Genomic DNA, 16632 nt, shown 5'->3' on the forward strand with positions numbered 1-16632 from the left:
GGAACTTGTGCCAGCTTTAATTTTTTATGATACAGAAACGACAGGTACGCAGATAGATAAGGATCGTATAGTGGAGCTAGCTGCTTACAACGGGACTACGAGCGAGTCTTTCCAAACGCTAGTAAACCCTGAAATCCCTATACCTGCTGAGGCAACTAAAATTCATGGTATTACGACTGCGGAAGTAGCCGACGCCCCCAGATTCCCAGAAGCTTATCAGAAATTTATCGAATTTTGTGGTACAGATAATATTCTTGTAGCTCACAATAACAATGCTTTCGATTATCCTCTGTTAGTTCGTGAATGTCGTAGACACGGCTTATCTGAGCCTCAGCTTCGTACTATAGATTCGTTAAAATGGGCAAAAAAATATCGAACCGACTTGCCTCAGCATAGTCTCCAATACCTTCGTCAGGTATACGGATTCGAAGAAAATCAAGCGCACCGAGCATTAGATGACGTAATCACTCTTTATAGAGTATTTTCAGCTTTAGTGGGGGATTTGTCTCCTGATCAAATTTATGATCTACTAAATGAGACTTGTCATCCTCGCATATTTAAAATGCCTTTCGGTAAGTATAAAGGGAAACCTCTTTCTGAAGTCCCCTCTAGTTACATCGCCTGGTTACAAAAAGGTGATTACTTGCTACAACCAGAAAATAAAGAAATTAAAGCAGCCATTGAGGCCTATCAGCAATTGAAATGACTTTTTCAGCAGCGTTCTCACCCTGTCCTAATGACATCTTTCTTTTTCGGTCTTTCTTAGAAAAACATAAAGGATTCCCTTCGTTACGCCAAATCATGATCGCGGATATTTCTTCTTTAAATTATTACGCTTTAGAGACTCGTTTTCCCTTAATTAAAATTTCTGCAAGCTTATACCCACAGATCGCTGATTCCTATGATGTTTTAAATGTTGGCACTACTCTGGGATACAAGATCGGGCCTTTAATTCTTTCGAGACAACTCGATTCCCCATTAAAAAGCCTTGCTACCCCAGGTGAAACGACAACAGCACACGCTCTTTGCCGCCTCTTCTACCCTCGAGCAGAACTGGTTCCTATGAAATATCATGAAATCATTCCAGCTATTCTTTCTAATCGAGTAGATGGTGGAGCTGTGATTCACGAAGAACGCTTCTCTTTCCCTAAAGATCTATGCATAGTAGAAGATCTAGGTCAACTTTGGGAAAAAACTTGGCATCTTCCCTTACCCTTAGGATGTATTGTTATCTCTAAAAAGGTATCTGATGACGATTCTTATCTGTTAAATCATGCTCTTCAAGAATCCCTAAAAAAATCTTTGACTGATTCTGCTTTAGCTATTCAAAAAGCTTCTGAGTACTCTCGAGATAAAAACCCAACTACCATTCAACATTTTATAGATACCTACGTAACAGAAGAAACCTTTAACCTCTCTTCTATCGGACGGCAAGCTTTTTCTACATTATGGACGGCTTGTCGTAATGTTTAAGCTCCTTCTTATTTTTGCTGATCCGGCAGAAGCTGCTAGAACACTCTCTCTGTTTCCTTTTTCTCTTAATAAGGAGAACTTTTATACCTACCATACAGAAAACGTTCTGTTAGATGTTATGGTACTAAAAACATGGGGTTACCGAGGAGTTGTTCAAGCATTAAGCCCCCCTCCAAGTGGATATGACCTGTGGATAAATGCAGGATTTGCCGGAGCAGGCAATCCAAACATACCTCTTCTTAAAACTTATACGATTACCTCTGTAAAAGAATTAACTCCAACAACTTCTGTGGAAGAAGAACTTGAAGTAACCCCCATCCCCAGACTCCCTCTAGCACAATTGACATCAGTCAGATCTCCGTATAGAGATGGGTTTCATGAACATTTACAGCTAGTCGATATGGAAGGATTTTTCATAGCAAAACAGGCTTCGTTAGTAGCGTGCCCATGTTCTATGATTAAAGTATCTTCTGACTACACTACGCGGGAAGGACAAGACTTCTTAAAAAATAACAAAGTTAAGCTCTCTCAAAAATTAGCGGAGGCTATCTTTCCGATATATTCCTCGTTTATTGATGTTTAACACATCCCTTCCACGGACCATCATTTTACGACAGCATTGAGTTCCCAGTCCTTAGCACCCGATAAGACCCACATTCTTTGAAAAGCTGGGCAAGAGTCTAATAACTCTTCTTTGGTTCCTTCTGCTATTTTCTTCCCTTGTTCCAAGTAAACAATCCGATCTACGTATTCGAGAGTGGAGAGCTTGTGGGCAATGATAATTTGTGTACAACGGCCTTTTAACTGCCCGACTATCTCTTTAACATAATTTTCGCTAATGGCATCCAATGCTGATGTTGCCTCATCTAGCAACAGAATGGAGGTGTTATGCAGCAATGCTCTAGCTATTGTCAAACGTTGCTGCTGACCTCCAGATAAATTTTTACTGGATTCCTCTAATAAGCTGTGCACGCCTTGAGGCATTTTAGAAACAAATTCGTAGGCATGAGCTTGCTTTAAAGCATGAAATACTTCTTCTTCTGAAAAGGTTCTGCCACAAGTCAGGTTATTCCACACCGTATCATAGAATAAAAATGGATGCTGCAGCACACAACCAATATGTTTCCTTAAAGAATTTTTGCAGTAGCTTTGTATCGGAAGTGAATCAATTAACAGTTCGCCATGAGAGACTTCATAAAGCCTTGGCAATAACTTTGCTATGGTAGATTTCCCAGATCCTGTTGGACCAACAATACCGATAGCCTCCCCTTTTTTTAATACTAAGTTGAAATCCGATAATACGGGACTATCCTCTACATATCCAAAGGATACATTGCAAAACTGAATACTATGTTGTAATCCCTGGAATTCATTTAACTTTTCAGAAACATTGGACTGCTGCTTTGCTAGATCCAATACTTCATAAAACCGTTCTGCAGCAGCGCATCCCCACATGATATTCGCATTTTCATCAGCAAACTTTTTAATCGGATCATAAATGAGATACAAAAGCCCACAAAAGACCACAAGCTCCTCAGGTGGGATATGAAAATGATACAAACCGATCATAATGACCAAAGCAAAGAACAACGAGGCAATAGTGTGCAGAAGAGGTCTTGGAATTAAACTATACGCAGCACTGCGCTCTTCCAATCGAGCAATCTCATCATTTTTCTGACAATACTTACTAAAAGAAAACTGCTCAGTTCTAAATACTTTTACTGTAAGAATACCTAAAAGAAAATCCAATAACGCAGCGGCAGAATGATCTTGACTCTTTTGAATTCGTTTAGCCAATGCTTTAACTTTCTTTGCAATGATAACAATTGGCAAAATAAAAATAGGGAACGCTAAACAAACACAAGCACAAAATTTCCAAGAAATAGACAAGCACACTACTAAGGCTAAAGTCATAGTGATAGGAGCCTGAATGTAATTCACCATAAGGGCATTAATAGCTAATGCAATCATAGATGAATCTGCTATCACACGACTACTTAGATTCCCCATATCGTGTGCATGAAAGAATGTCATCGGGAGCGTTTGTAAAGCTAAGAAGTAATCTTTACGTAAAGAGCAGCTCACACGAATAGCAATTAATTGTGCTAAAAACCTCTGAAAAAATAGCGTTGTTGATTTCAAAATAGCAACAACTACTAGAAAAATCGCGAGGCATTGCAAACGAGAAAAGTCAAAACAACCAGAGAGATAGGCGGAAAGCCTTTTTGTTATTGACTGAGAGCCTCCTGAATGTTTCGCAATATAAGCATTCGCTTGAGGCAAAGATAGCGTGTCTCCCTCACCAACAATATTATCCCACTGTTCAAGAAGTTGATCTTTGGACAGCTCTTTCCTTTTGACTAAGGAAGCTCCCTCCTGCTTCCCAAAAAGAAGAAACGTATCAGGACCTGTCTTAGCAATAAGACCTAGAGAAAAAATTTCTGCTTGAGACGTTATCGTTAGCCCTAATATGGATAAAAGAGAAAAACCGAATAAAACTAAATGCTTCTTATGCCTCAGAATCGCTTTCAGAAGAAGTTTCATATAGACCTATCGTTCGGAATTTCTGATATCGTTTTTCTAGCAACTCTTCTACCGGTAAATCTTTCAATTTAAGCCATTCTTGAAGGACATATTCTTGAACACTACGATATGTGGCCGCAGGATTGTGATGAGCCCCACCTATGGGTTCTTTGATCACTGCGTCCACAATAGCAAATCCCTTAAGATCCTCTCCATGCATTTTTAACATGGCAGCAGCATCGCTGTTCTTTTTAGGATCTTTCCATAAAATAGAAGCACACCCTTCAGGAGAAATTACAGAATAATACGAGTGTTCTAGCATCGCTACAACATCTCCTATAGCCATTCCTAGAGCGCCTCCTGAACATCCTTCACCAATCACAATTACAATGATTGGGGTAGCTAATCTAGCTAACTCAAATAAGTTTGTCGCAATAGCCCAACCTTGACCTCTTTCTTCGGCTGTTAATCCAGGGAAAGCTCCAGGGGTATCAACGAGAAAGATAATTGGCAAACCGAATTTCTCTGCCATTTTAGCTAAGCGTAGAGCCTTTCTAAAGCCTTCGGGACAAAGCATCCCGAAGTTACGATGCATGCGAGATTTTGTGTCGCAACCCTTTTCTTGCCCTATAAGCATGAAACGCTGCCCTTGAATCTTTGCGAACCCTCCGACAACTGCAGGATCATCTCGGAACGTTCGATCTCCACAAAGTTCTACAAACTCTTCGCACATTCCTTCGATATAATTCACTGTTCTAGGTCTCGAAGGATGTCGACAAATTTGTACTCTTTCCCAAGGGGTGAGATCGGAATAAATTTTTTCTTTTAATCTATCTAAACGCTTATCCAATTTTTGAATCTCTGAAGAAGAAAGCAGGCTGTTTTCTTTATTTTTTTCTTTAAACTCGGCGATCGTTTTTTCGTATTCGACAACCTGTTTTTCATGAGGAAGTAGTTCCACCGTAGCACGCTCCCTTCTTATAAAAAAGAGTTATTTTAATACAAACAATAATCAAAAACAACCAAAAACCAACTATTTGATTATAATGACCTTTGTTTCACGCAAACAATTTTAATTTCTCTTAAAAAGAAATCAAGCCTTTTCAAATAAAATGTTTATACTATTTTGTGTGTAGGGAAGATTGATCAAAAAATTACTTCCCCAAAACCGATCTTTGCCTTGTAAAGAAAAAATTTCCATATGCGGACTAGAAGATAAAATCCGAACAGTCTCTTTTTCTCCTTTAATCAATACATCATAGGCTGGGCCTTTATAAGAGTCTGGAGATCCTGTACGCAATTTTGGACCATTGCATACTTGACATTGCGATCCCTTACAAAAGATAGCAAAAAACGCATCCTGATTTTCCCTATCCAAAGAAGAAGCAACATGACACTTTTGCTCAGTAATGTCTATACAATAACATGAATTAGTGCTAAACAAAGCATCTTGCAAATAAGAAAAGCCTGTTCTCCTAGAAGAAGGCTGTGACAAAGCTCCTGCAAAAGATATTGATACTTCTTCGTCTTTTTCTTGACATGAGAACTCTTTCACTTGGCCGCATAAACCAAATCCCAAACATTCTCCTGGATCCCCAACGCAAGGACCATAGTTGAGAACCCCCACATCTCCTATCAAAAAAGCCCCCACTCCGCTCTTACAACCACTACCACTAACATAAGCAGAAAAAGAAGGCGTTCTGCGCATCCAAAAACCAAGAGACATATCTGTTAGCGTGAACTGATCTTCTATACGGGCTTCTTTTTGGCAAAATAACAATTTACTAACAGCTGTTTTTTCCTGGTTGGATCTAGAGCCTTCTTGACTCCACAATGAAGGGAAAATGTTTCTCTCATGAGAAAATAATGCGTGTTGAAAAGCTATCATTTTTTGAACTTGCTCGTAGCTTGTGTCATAAAACTCTGCAATACGAGACAACAACATAGCCATCTCAGCATGCTCCCCAGGATAAGGAAGGCCTCCCCATAAAAAACCTGCTCGACGAAATAATAAAGCCGCTCCAGACTGCGTCTGATGCATACAAAGGAACTGGTATCCTAAGTCTACCCCTTCTTCCAAAGCTGCCAGCAAATAAGCGGCACGAGCGATATCATGAATATGTAACAATGGATGATGTAGAAAACGCTGTATAACGGTTCTTCGCAGCTTCTTATCCTGGAAAGACTCTATGAAACTCTTACTTTGAATATCAAAATTCCTCTCAGAGAACGCCTCTAATACGTCCTCTAACCCTAACTGCGATTCTACTAGCATAGTTAATAAAAAGACGTCCAATGGCAAAAAATAATCTTGAGGAAATTTAGAGTCAAGCTTGCTTACGCTGAAGCCTGACTCTACGATCGAAAGCAAAGCCGGGAAAAGGGAAGAAGACTAAGAAGATTTTGTTGGTGTTTCAATCAAACGTTTCATTCTTTTGCCAGGAGTGAACTTCACAGCTCTTCTAGCAGGAATATGGATAGGTACTGCTGCATTTTTAGGGTTACGACCAACTTTTGGCTTTCTCTCTACAACTTGTAGAACTCCAAAGTCTCTAAACTCTAATCTATCCCCTTGAACTAGAGCATCTGTCATCTTATCTAAAAAATTTTGGATAACAGTTCTCACGTGGTTAGGATGTATTTTATGATCTTGAGATATCGTACTGATTAGTTTCTTCTTAGTCATCGTTGCCATGGTAGCTTGTTGCCTCCTAGTTAAAGTGGTAACCCTTGCGTCCCTAAATACCGCAATATATGCGTATAATATGCATTCATCCTTTGGATTCAAGACTTTTTTTATCTTTTCCATGAACGCACAAAATCTACCCACGAGTTGCACTCAACCGAAACCTTCTCTACTACGAATATCCTTTCGAGCACTTAAAGGTCTTGTTAAAGCCCTCCCTCCCCCGGATTATTTATGCACTTTTTTTGCTCCTGAGCTTACTGATACAGTCTTGTCAACTTGTCGATTCAAAATAAAAGCATGTATGCCTTCTGCAATACCTTTGGCTAAGTGCGAGCGATAACGAGCATCTAAAAGAGCGGCTCGCTCTTTAGAATTGGAAAGAAACCCTGTTTCCACAAGGACCGCAGGCATGGTTGTTTCTCGAATTACCGCGAAATTACCTTCTTTCACTTTACGTTCGCGTAAAGCTCCATTTTTTTGCATAAAAGCCAAGATCGACTTACCTAAGCTCTCTGATTTTCTAGTCCTTAATATGTTTTTATCATTATAAAAATAAATCTCAGTTCCTAAAGCAGATGTATTAGACGAGTGATTACAGTGGATACTAACAAAAACATCAGCCTTATTCTGATTTGCTATTGCAGCTCGCTTACTTAGATCGACATATACATCCGTAGCCCTTGTCATTATCGTCTTATACCCCATGCGACGCAAACATCCTTGCACGCTTAAAGCTATCGACAACGCCAAAGTTTTCTCTTTGTACCGTAATTCCTTATCTGCAGTTCCCTCGTCTTTACCGCCATGACCAGGATCTATGACTATAAGTTCATTCCTACTTACCTTAGGAATCCCCGCAGCATCAGCAAAACAACTAACTGGACTACTTAAAGTAAGCAGCAACAGCAATAATGTCAAATTAACAAAGGGCTGCCAAGGCTTCACACACAACCTCTCGATCATCAAAGACAATCGTCTGATGTTTGAAGATCTGATACCCCTCATGTCCCTTTCCTGCAACTAGTACAATATCTTTATCTGAAGCCATTGATATTGCTTTCTCTATGGCTAGCTTCCTATCGCTCTCAACAACATAATGATCAGTTGAGAAACCTTTACATATATCAGCAATAATCTGGTCTGGATCTTCTGTCCGAGGATTATCTGAAGTCACAAAAGAAAAACCGTAATGCTCAGATACTTTGGCCATAAGAGGACGCTTAACACGATCTCTATCTCCACCACACCCAAACACAATAATTAGCCGACCATCTTTAGGAAGGAGTTGTAATAAAATTCTACATACATTGTCCAATGCATCTGGAGTATGGGCATAATCAATATAAACAGGGAATGGTCCCAATAAAATCGGATCCAAACGTCCTTTAGGAGCTGATAAGAAACGAACATCGCGTACTAAATCAGCAAAGTCTCTGCCTAAAAATTGATGGACAACAGCTAAAGATGCTAAAACATTATATACATTATGTTCTCCTATCAAGGATGTCTCACAAGGGAAAACTTGCCCCTGATACCAAATGTCATAAGAAGATCCTGATGAATACAGCTTCAATCTATCTGCTCGATAATCAGCTTCTTGATGGATTGCATAGGAGACTGCTCTTGCCTGAGAACCATTTAAAAAGCTGGGCGCATACTCACAATCCAAATTGACAACAGCTATACCTTTCTCTGGCAAGGAAGCGAAAAACTGCTTTTTAGCTGCAATATATTCTTCAAGAGACCCATGAAAATCTAAATGATCTGAAGTAATGTTAGTTAAAACTCCAGCTAAGAACTCTGTTTCACGAACTCGACCAAGAGCCATCCCTATAGAAGATACTTCCATAACGGCTGCAGATAAGTTCTGCTTAACCATTTCAGCAAAATACTTCTGCAATAAAATCGCATCAGGAGTGGTAAAGCTATCAATAATCCTATTCTCACCTAAAATGTGCTCTATGGTTCCAATAAGACCAGTTCTTCTTCCTGAACGCTCCATAAGTTCTCTAACCAAACAGGAGACTGTTGTCTTCCCATTAGTTCCTGTAATTCCTATTACATCCAGATGCCTTGAAGGATTATTATAAAACCTTGCTGCCAAAGAGGCTTCCAATGCTATAGGATCTTCTGCGATAATCTGAACAACCGATAAAAAAGGATTGTATAGAGAAGAGAGAACTGCAATCGCTCCATTCGCAACAGCCTGAGAAGAATAGTCATTGCCATTGCAAAACTGCCCTTGTCGAGCGATGAAAATATCACCAACTCCAACACAACGAGAATCTCGAGTCAAATTTCTAACAGGAATAGACTCGACTTTCCCATAAATTTTAGCCGGAATATTCTGAAGAAGTTGGTCTAAATGCATACCAGATCCCTAAGACACGCACACAAGGGCTTCAAAAAGCTTTCTCAAATAGTTTACTATACACATATTCGTTGTCAAGCTTTGTCGACTAACTACGTCATCTGTCAGAGAAAGAGCAAAGACAAGAGAACTCGTCTTTTTACTCTTTCACAAAAAAAGTAACTCTTATATGGAGCAAAGAAATGTTTTGTTTGTGAGATGTAATTATGAAATTGCTCTTTTCTTTATTATTAGTTTCCTCTCCCGCTTTCCTTATGCCAGGCTGCACACTCATCCCAAAGCAACAGACCTCAACACATTCACTCATATCTAAATAAACTCACTATTTGCGATTCCATTCCTCATATAGCAGCTTTAATTGAGAAACTTCTTCACGATAGGTGTGTAGTTGCTCGTCTAATGGCACACCTAAATAAGGCAGCACTCGAGAAGCTATTCTCGAAAATACAGGAGCAGCACACCGTCCTCCCATATAGTTCTTAGTTCTGTCTTCTCTTACTCCATAAGCAGGATCGTCGATAGAAACAAGAATAACTAAAGGAACTGCAGTATCCGATAAAGCAGCTATAGGAGTAAGCCCGATAAATGAAGCAATGTGCCGTTTTTTATCATACTTCCCATCGACTAATTTTTCTGTTGTCCCTGTTTTCCCTGCACTAGAATATCCCTTAGTAGCAGCACGAATCCCCGTCCCTCCTAAACATGTTGTGAAACGCATAGCACGAACAACATCTGCAACTATTTTTTCAGAAAGAACTCGAATTTTCTTTGGGTTTGAAGACAGTATTTTTTCTTCTCCTGAAGGAGAAACAATCTTTCTAACCAAGGTTGGACGTATCAAAAACCCTCCATTACCAAAAACTGCATAAGCTTGAACCATCTGCATGCTTGTAGCCAGCAAATTGTATCCCATTGCCAAAGAATAAGGTGTCGATAAAGACCATTCGGGAGATCCGTTTTTATGGAAACGTTTTCGTGAAGGAACCAATCCTACAGCTTCTGCCGGCAATTCAATTCCAGTTCTTTTTCCAAAACCAAAATCTTGCAAACGCTGTTCGTACCAATCAGCACCTAACTTTTGTACTATACGATCTGCAAGTTGAGCCATATACACATTGGATGACTTTTGAATCGCCATGTACATATTTAAGTATCGATTACTGACAATGTCTTTTAGAGGCATTTTTTGCCGTCCTGGAAATACTCGTCTACTAACATCTAACGGTTCATAAGGATCAAAAAGATTTTCTCCAGCACGTTTTTGCATCTCTTCATTTGCTAATAAGGCAATAGCAACAGTTATGGGTTTCATAATAGAGCCCGGCTCAAACACATCGCTAACAGCCTTAACTTTTGTATCTTCTATGCGATCATTGCAGTTGAAGTATTCCCTATACTCTCTCGGATTAAAAAAGGGATATTGCGCTAAAGCTAAGATCTCTCCTGTATGTGAATTCAGTACAATAGCTCGCCCACTACGAGCTTTAGCTTCTAACACGCCTAGGGCTATCTCTTGTTCTGCAATCGTCTGTACATTGGCATCTATTGTTAGATAAATGTCGCTCCCATCCCTAGGGATTTTAGTCACCTTATCAACGTCTAAACGGTTTAAAGGAGAACGCAACAACTTGCGTTCTCCATTTTCCCCTTCTAACAAACGATTAAAATAAGCCTCTAAACCTCCTGTAGGGAATGCTTCTCCTGATTTTTCATCTTTTATCTCCCGAAGGGTATGCAAAACCTGTCCTAACAATTTCCCGAATGGATAAGAACGTTGATAATCACTAATAAAGAATAAGGCATTTGACGGAATTTTATGTTTAACTGCGTAAGGTTTCCACCAACTTAAAATCCGATCACGAATAGAAATATCTAGAGAAACGTACAGTTTGCGATAACGCGATTTTCTATCAAATTCACTACGGATACTCTGATAGTCCCCTTCGCCAACCATAACAACAACCATACGAGCAATCTCATCGCGATACTCTTCCGGAATAACGACAGCATCTAAGCATAAATGAAATTTAGTGACATCAATGGCTAACGGGTGAAATTGCTCTTTTTCGCCTTTACGCAGACTGGTATTAGCAAAAAAGGTTCCTCTTTGAAAAGGATCTTTAACGCGAAACTCGTGTTGATTCGCCGCCTCCACAGCCCACCGCTCTCCATCACAAATTTGAATTTTGTAATAACGAACTATTAAGAGCGCGTATAGAGACAAAACCCCAACAACGATCAGAGTTAATTGTCTACGGTGATTCATAAGCTAAAACACTGATTTTCTCTTCGCTAAGATACTCTAGATACTGGTATTCTGGAAGAAAAGCTATCTGCAACAAATGTTCAGGGCTTTCTAATTTCTCTAGTAAAAAACTAAGCGCAACATTTTCTTGTTCTATCTGACGCAATTGAGCCCATAAACAAGGGATTTCTAAACGAAGTTTTGTAAGATCATTCTGTTTATCTATATACCGATAAAGAGCGCAACACAAAAGACTTAAACAGACAAGTAGTCGCGAAAACCGATACCTATTCATTACTTATCTTCAAAACTCTTTTCAAAACAACGCAACTTAGCTGAACGTGATCGAGGATTCATCCTAGTTTCTTCATAAGAGGGCATTATCACTTTTTTAGTCAATATCTTACCAAGCCCCCTAGCCTCAGCTTCTCTAAAAGCCCACTTAACAGGACGATCATCTAAACTACAAAAAGAAATAACAGCTAAACGCCCACCAGGACGTAACCAACGGAAAGCAGAGTCTAACAAAACTTTTAATTGAGCCCCTTCCTGATTAACATAAATGCGCAGAGCTTGGAATATCAATGTTAGTGGATGAATTTTCTTTCGCAATCGGTAGGAAGGAAAGACTCCAGACGTAGCATCTTTTAGATCTTTAACGGTCAAAATCTTTTTCTTTTTTCTAAAATGCACTACAGCTGCCGCAGCGCTCCTCCAAAGAGGCTCTTCTCCGTAGTTACGAAAAATTTCTCCAATCTCTTCTTCCCTTAAAGAATTAAGCACTTCACTTGCAGTCATTCCTCGAGAAGTATCCATTCGCATATCCAAAGGATGATCTTCTCCTTGAAAACTAAATCCACGTTCAAGGTTGTTTAACTGCATAGAGGATACTCCTAGATCAGCAAGCACTCCATCATACGTCCCATCAGAAGTCAGTGTATCCACTTCTTCAAAAGAAGCATGTCGCAAGCGCACGCGATCCTTAAAAGGAAGTAATCTATTTTCGGATAACGCCAGCGCAGACAGATCTCTATCCGACCCGTCATACCGTTCTATCGAAGGAAATTCGGTTAAAAAAGCTTCTGCATGACCACCTGCACCAACAGTCACATCACAAAAGACTACTGGATTACGATCGCGGAATAATGAAAGACTCTCTTTTACTAAAACAGGAATATGAGGAATTGAATCGGTCACGGGGAACCTTCTGCATAAAAGTTATTATCCATCCACTACTACAATAAGCCGCTTAGCTGCGAAAGTACAGCTTTCAAAAAATTCCCTTGTAGCTAAAGCAGAAGGTTGCAGTGTATCGCATGTTTAGTTAAAAGCACAGCTCTTCAATACACCTCAAACAGCAACTTATTACATCTAATACCTTAAAAACCTTTGCTTTACGTTCTCCCCTCTACCATACTTGACTTTTTCCCTCCCACGATTATGATTGAGATTGTGAGCCTCTCAAGGGAAACTTATGGTCGAAATTTTTAACTATAGTACCTCGGTATACGAGAAACACAGCTCTACGAACAAGCTTGTTAATGACTTCCGTAAAGAAATCCAAATGGAAGGCGCAGCGATTCGGGACATAGCTAAGCATGCTCAAATCTTAGATATGACACCCAAGCCTTCTGCGTTATCAACGCTCATGCAAACAAATAAAAAAACTTGCTGGGCGTCCTTTTCTCCTCCAACCAATTTTCATAAACAACGATTCTCCACTCCTTACTTAGTACCATCTCTCGGCTCTCCTGATAAACAAGACCAAGACATGGAAAAAATCTCTTCCTATTTAAAAGTTCTAACTAGAGGTAAATTTTCTTACCGCTCAACAGCTGACACGCTTTCACGAAAAAATAAACGCTCCTCTGATCAAAAGAGAAATGGACAACATTTTGAGCAGGAAGAGCTTGAAGTAGAAGAGGAAGTCTTAGTACGAGAAGGCACAGTATTGCTTAGAGCATTGGATCAAGGAATCAAGAGTTCTAATCTCCTTATCGATTATGTTATTTCTCGTATTTTTCAATTCGTACAAGGTTAAGCGTATATGTTAGATAATGAGTGGAAAGCAATTTTAGGATGGGGAGACGAAGAACTCGAAGAGCTCCGCATTTCTGGATATTCGTTCCTTCGTCAAGGGCATTATCAGAAAGCTATTCTTTTTTTTGAAGCTCTCGTTATCTTAGACCCTCTAAGTGTATATGATTTCCAAACACTAGGAGGACTCTATTTGCAGATTAGCGAAAATACCAAAGCTCTTTATGTCTTGGATCAAGCTTTACGTATGCAAGGAGATCACCTCCCTACCCTGCTCAATAAAACTAAAGCTCTATTCTGTCTCGGACGCATAGAAGAAGCATCAGCGATAGCTTCCTACTTAACGTCGTGTCCAGATCCTATCATTGCAGACGATGCCGAAGCATTACTACTTAGTTATGTAAAACCCCCCTTGGTTGCTGTTCGATAATGCATTTCATCCTGGGGAGAAGCAAAAAGTCTCTTCTTGAGAGATTCTCCTTCTATTATTGAGTATTAATAATTTTTGTTTCTGATTTCAGGAAAAATTAATAGAAAAACTTCTTGTCCTTAAGCGTATTTTTGAACGAAATGTATTGATTGCTTATCAATAGCGATGCTACATTTGCGATTTTCTCCAGGAGGAGGGTGCATTACCGAATCCTTAATTCCTCAAGCGATAAAGAGAACGCGATGTTAACTTGCAATGATTGCAGCACGTGGGAGCAGTTCGTTAATTATATTAAAACCCGCTGCTCTAAAACAGCCTTTGAAAACTGGATTGCTCCTATCCAAGTACTAGAAGAATCTAGCGAAAAAATTCGATTAGAAATTCCCAACATATTTGTTCAAAGTTACCTCTTGGACAACTATAAAAAAGATCTTTGCTCCTTTGTGCCTCTCGATGCCGAAGGAAATCCTGCCTTAGAATTCGTTGTTGCAGAGATCAAACGCTCTTCTCCTTTAGTAACTCCGTCTATCGCTAAGCCTGCTACAGAAGTTTCTGAAGAGAATAAAGATTTTCAGCTTAAGCTTAATGGAGCTTATCGTTTCGATAATTTCATTGAAGGTCCATCCAACCAATTTGTAAAATCGGCAGCTCTAGGAATTGCTGCTCGTCCAGGAAGATCGTATAATCCTCTATTTATTCATGGTGGAGTCGGATTAGGTAAGACGCATTTGCTTCATGCTGTAGGACATTATGTTCGCGAACATCATAAAAATCTCCGCATACACTGTATTACAACCGAGGCTTTTATTAATGACTTGGTTCATCATTTACGTGTAAAATCTATCGATAAAATGAAAAACTTTTATCGATCGTTAGATTTACTTCTCGTCGACGATATCCAGTTTTTGCAAAACCGCCAAAATTTTGAAGAGGAATTCTGCAACACCTTCGAAACTCTGATCCACTTGTCCAAACAGATTGTTGTAACTAGTGACAAGCCTCCAGGACAACTTAAATTATCAGAACGGATCATTGCTAGAATGGAGTGGGGGCTTGTTGCTCACGTTGGAGTTCCTGATTTAGAAACTCGAGTTGCTATTTTACAGCATAAAGCTGAACAAAAAGGATTAAATATTCCTAATGAAATAGCTTTTTATATAGCAGATCATGTTTACGGAAATGTCCGTCAACTTGAGGGTGCAATTAATAAACTCACAGCATACTGTCTCTTATTTAATAAGCCTCTAACAGAAACAACTGTCCGAGATACTTTAAAAGAGCTTTTCCGCGCACCTTCTAAACAAAAAGTTTCTGTCGAAAGTATTTTAAAGAGCGTTGCTACAGTATTTCAGGTAAAAATTCAGGACCTCAAAGGGTCTTCCAGAGCTAAAAATGTTCCTTTGGCTCGACAAGTTGCCATGTATTTAGCAAAAACTCTAATTACAGATTCTCTTGTTGCAATCGGTGCTGCTTTTGGGAAAACTCACTCAACAGTTCTTTATGCGTGCAAGACAATTGAACAGAAAATAGAAAAAGACGCTCTGCTAAAAAATCAGATTAGCTTATGCAAGAATAATATAGCGATAGACTCACCACAACACTTTGTGTAGTCTTGAAAAGCTTTCATTATTTTAATGTGGGGAGAGGAATGTTCAAAAGACCTGCAAAAAATTTCTTTGATGAAGTCCAAACTCTGTATGAGGATAGTGGTGCCAACTCCACGAGTTACAGTATATATCCCCAAAGAACAGAACGTTTAGAAAATCATTCAAATATTTTTGAACCAGCTAAGCCCGCGGAAACACGATTGCTATCTCAAGAAGAACATTCTCAATGGACTGATCAACAAGAAGAACTCGCAACTCAAGAAAGCTCCTTCCCGGAAGAACCTGAAACTACTTTAGGTGAGGGAGTCTCTTTCAAAGGAGAATTAACTTTTGAGAGACTCCTTCGTATTGACGGGACGTTCGAAGGTATTCTTGTCTCTAAAGGAAAGATTATTGTTGGCCCTCAAGGATATGTCAAAGCCAATATAGAACTTGAAGAAGCTGTGATAGCAGGAGTCGTTGAAGGCAATATTACAGTAACTGGAAGAGTATCTCTTCAAGGAAGAGCTATGGTTACAGGAGATATTCAAGCAGGAAGTCTATGTGTGGATGAGGGTGTACGCCTGTGTGGTTATGTCTCTATTCAAGGAGCCCCCTCTAATGAGCAAGAGGAAATAGACTCATAAAAATCGCGTTGTCAGGTACTTGGCTAAAAATTTCTTCGCGCACTCTTCTATTAAAAGGATAAATAGAAAGAATGCATATGTTTTCTGCTGAGTCTAAAGCTTTTCTTTTCCTATACCAAGATCTCTTTTCGCAAGGAACTTTCAAATATCTGGCTATAGACTCCACAATGTTTCTCTCTATGTCTTTTGAAGAAAAGATAATCCGATCAATTGAGCACTGATTTAGTATTAGAGCTCTCAAAGCAGCTTTCGAGAAACTCTGCTCTCCACTTCTATTCCCTAAACATGCGCAACGATATAAAGCTAATGTCTCAGGCATAAGCTCATACAAATATAAAGAGAGATGCGGAGATAAGGCTGAACAAGTAGAACAGATCGCCGAAATCTCCCCTATATTCAACGTTTCTAAACACCTAGTACAACGATTATCGTAAATACGTTTACTACATCGCCGCCAACAAGATAGACAAATCTCTCTTCCTGGAGCTTTACAAATGCAGCAAAGGACCGGAAATATTTGTCGAATAACAAATATTAGAATCCTATAAACAACCGAGTTTTTTATTCGTAAAAATTTTAATAATTTGTTACGTTTTGAACGTGTAACGTTCTCAACCTTTCTCTCAGACAC

17 protein-coding genes are annotated in these 16632 nt (G+C 39.4%); 7 read left to right on the top strand and 10 right to left on the bottom strand.

Annotated features, from left to right (window positions below; genetic code table 11):
- Positions 1-7: 7 nt before the first annotated feature.
- Genes CTA_RS01400 through CTA_RS01410 form a run of 3 tightly spaced genes read left to right on the top strand, consistent with a single transcriptional unit; the run spans position 8 to position 2056 of the window.
- Positions 8-706 (top strand): putative quorum-sensing-regulated virulence factor, encoded by a 699-nt coding sequence (locus CTA_RS01400; RefSeq protein WP_009871608.1) that lies wholly within the window; start codon positions 8-10, stop codon positions 704-706.
- A complete protein-coding gene (locus tag CTA_RS01405; RefSeq protein WP_009871609.1) occupies positions 703-1473 on the top strand; it encodes a 1,4-dihydroxy-6-naphthoate synthase in 771 nt (256 codons plus the stop codon). The genes CTA_RS01400 and CTA_RS01405 overlap by 4 nt, the downstream gene beginning before the upstream one ends.
- Positions 1466-2056, top strand: a complete 591-nt coding sequence (locus CTA_RS01410; RefSeq protein ID WP_009871610.1) for an aminodeoxyfutalosine nucleosidase — start codon at positions 1466-1468, stop codon at positions 2054-2056. Before CTA_RS01405 ends, CTA_RS01410 begins: the two co-directional genes overlap by 8 nt.
- A 20-nt stretch (positions 2057-2076) precedes the next feature.
- Here CTA_RS01410 and CTA_RS01415 read toward each other — a convergent pair whose 3' ends face one another.
- From CTA_RS01415 to rsmH, 9 genes are all read right to left on the bottom strand, one after another.
- Entirely contained in the window at positions 2077-4017 is a 1941-nt protein-coding gene (locus tag CTA_RS01415) for an ABC transporter ATP-binding protein (protein WP_011324667.1), read from the bottom strand.
- A complete protein-coding gene (locus CTA_RS01420) occupies positions 3983-4957 on the bottom strand; it encodes an acetyl-CoA carboxylase carboxyltransferase subunit alpha (protein ID WP_009871612.1) in 975 nt (324 codons plus the stop codon). The genes CTA_RS01415 and CTA_RS01420 overlap by 35 nt, the downstream gene beginning before the upstream one ends.
- Before the next feature lie 132 nt (positions 4958-5089).
- The gene (locus tag CTA_RS01425; protein WP_011324668.1) at positions 5090-6271 is read right to left on the bottom strand and encodes a hypothetical protein; all 1182 of its coding nucleotides are present in this window, start codon (positions 6269-6271) and stop codon (positions 5090-5092) included.
- 117 nt (positions 6272-6388) lie between these two features.
- The gene (locus CTA_RS01430) at positions 6389-6691 is read right to left on the bottom strand and encodes an HU family DNA-binding protein (RefSeq protein WP_009871614.1); all 303 of its coding nucleotides are present in this window, start codon (positions 6689-6691) and stop codon (positions 6389-6391) included.
- A 219-nt stretch (positions 6692-6910) separates the two neighbouring features.
- Positions 6911-7690, bottom strand: a complete 780-nt coding sequence (locus CTA_RS01435; protein WP_009871615.1) for an N-acetylmuramoyl-L-alanine amidase family protein — start codon at positions 7688-7690, stop codon at positions 6911-6913.
- Entirely contained in the window at positions 7605-9056 is a 1452-nt protein-coding gene (locus tag CTA_RS01440) for a UDP-N-acetylmuramoyl-L-alanyl-D-glutamate--2,6-diaminopimelate ligase (RefSeq protein WP_009871616.1), read from the bottom strand. The genes CTA_RS01435 and CTA_RS01440 overlap by 86 nt, the downstream gene beginning before the upstream one ends.
- 322 nt (positions 9057-9378) lie before the next feature.
- Positions 9379-11322 (bottom strand): peptidoglycan D,D-transpeptidase FtsI family protein, encoded by a 1944-nt coding sequence (locus tag CTA_RS01445; RefSeq protein ID WP_010725146.1) that lies wholly within the window; start codon positions 11320-11322, stop codon positions 9379-9381.
- Positions 11309-11596, bottom strand: a complete 288-nt coding sequence (locus CTA_RS01450; protein ID WP_009871618.1) for a hypothetical protein — start codon at positions 11594-11596, stop codon at positions 11309-11311. Before CTA_RS01450 ends, CTA_RS01445 begins: the two co-directional genes overlap by 14 nt.
- Positions 11596-12498, bottom strand: coding sequence for a 16S rRNA (cytosine(1402)-N(4))-methyltransferase RsmH (rsmH, locus tag CTA_RS01455; RefSeq protein ID WP_009871619.1), 903 nt, complete (start codon positions 12496-12498; stop codon positions 11596-11598). Before rsmH ends, CTA_RS01450 begins: the two co-directional genes overlap by 1 nt.
- A gap of 277 nt (positions 12499-12775) precedes the next feature.
- On the opposite strand from rsmH, the gene CTA_RS01460 reads away from it, so the two are divergent.
- From CTA_RS01460 to CTA_RS01475, 4 genes are all read left to right on the top strand, one after another.
- Positions 12776-13342, top strand: coding sequence for a DUF5399 domain-containing protein (locus CTA_RS01460; RefSeq protein ID WP_009871620.1), 567 nt, complete (start codon positions 12776-12778; stop codon positions 13340-13342).
- A 6-nt stretch (positions 13343-13348) separates the two neighbouring features.
- A complete protein-coding gene (locus CTA_RS01465) occupies positions 13349-13768 on the top strand; it encodes a hypothetical protein (protein WP_009871621.1) in 420 nt (139 codons plus the stop codon).
- Positions 13769-14010: 242 nt separating this feature from the next.
- A complete protein-coding gene (dnaA, locus tag CTA_RS01470) occupies positions 14011-15378 on the top strand; it encodes a chromosomal replication initiator protein DnaA (protein WP_009871622.1) in 1368 nt (455 codons plus the stop codon).
- 38 nt (positions 15379-15416) lie between these two features.
- Positions 15417-16001 (top strand): bactofilin family protein, encoded by a 585-nt coding sequence (locus CTA_RS01475; protein WP_009871623.1) that lies wholly within the window; start codon positions 15417-15419, stop codon positions 15999-16001.
- On the opposite strand, the gene CTA_RS01480 is transcribed toward CTA_RS01475, so the two are convergent.
- A complete protein-coding gene (locus CTA_RS01480) occupies positions 15973-16632 on the bottom strand; it encodes a hypothetical protein (protein ID WP_009871624.1) in 660 nt (219 codons plus the stop codon). The two genes, CTA_RS01475 and CTA_RS01480, sit on opposite strands and share 29 nt — an antisense overlap.

The sequence above is a fragment of the Chlamydia trachomatis A/HAR-13 genome (assembly GCF_000012125.1).
Classification (GTDB): Bacteria; Chlamydiota; Chlamydiia; order Chlamydiales; family Chlamydiaceae; genus Chlamydia; species Chlamydia trachomatis.

What these genes read in the sequence shown, in the direction of transcription:
- CTA_RS01440 (WP_009871616.1), bottom strand. Translation starts at nt 9,056, where the DNA reads ATGCATTTAGACCAACTTCTTCAGAATATTCCGGCTAAAATTTATGGG.
- CTA_RS01465 (WP_009871621.1), top strand. Translation starts at nt 13,349, where the DNA reads ATGTTAGATAATGAGTGGAAAGCAATTTTAGGATGGGGAGACGAAGAA.
- CTA_RS01475 (WP_009871623.1), top strand. Translation starts at nt 15,417, where the DNA reads ATGTTCAAAAGACCTGCAAAAAATTTCTTTGATGAAGTCCAAACTCTG.
- CTA_RS01445 (WP_010725146.1), bottom strand. Translation starts at nt 11,322, where the DNA reads ATGAATCACCGTAGACAATTAACTCTGATCGTTGTTGGGGTTTTGTCT.
- CTA_RS01435 (WP_009871615.1), bottom strand. Translation starts at nt 7,690, where the DNA reads ATGAGGGGTATCAGATCTTCAAACATCAGACGATTGTCTTTGATGATC.
- CTA_RS01450 (WP_009871618.1), bottom strand. Translation starts at nt 11,596, where the DNA reads ATGAATAGGTATCGGTTTTCGCGACTACTTGTCTGTTTAAGTCTTTTG.
- CTA_RS01415 (WP_011324667.1), bottom strand. Translation starts at nt 4,017, where the DNA reads ATGAAACTTCTTCTGAAAGCGATTCTGAGGCATAAGAAGCATTTAGTT.
- CTA_RS01425 (WP_011324668.1), bottom strand. Translation starts at nt 6,271, where the DNA reads ATGCTAGTAGAATCGCAGTTAGGGTTAGAGGACGTATTAGAGGCGTTC.
- CTA_RS01460 (WP_009871620.1), top strand. Translation starts at nt 12,776, where the DNA reads ATGGTCGAAATTTTTAACTATAGTACCTCGGTATACGAGAAACACAGC.
- CTA_RS01430 (WP_009871614.1), bottom strand. Translation starts at nt 6,691, where the DNA reads ATGGCAACGATGACTAAGAAGAAACTAATCAGTACGATATCTCAAGAT.
- CTA_RS01410 (WP_009871610.1), top strand. Translation starts at nt 1,466, where the DNA reads ATGTTTAAGCTCCTTCTTATTTTTGCTGATCCGGCAGAAGCTGCTAGA.
- dnaA (WP_009871622.1), top strand. Translation starts at nt 14,011, where the DNA reads ATGTTAACTTGCAATGATTGCAGCACGTGGGAGCAGTTCGTTAATTAT.
- CTA_RS01405 (WP_009871609.1), top strand. Translation starts at nt 703, where the DNA reads ATGACTTTTTCAGCAGCGTTCTCACCCTGTCCTAATGACATCTTTCTT.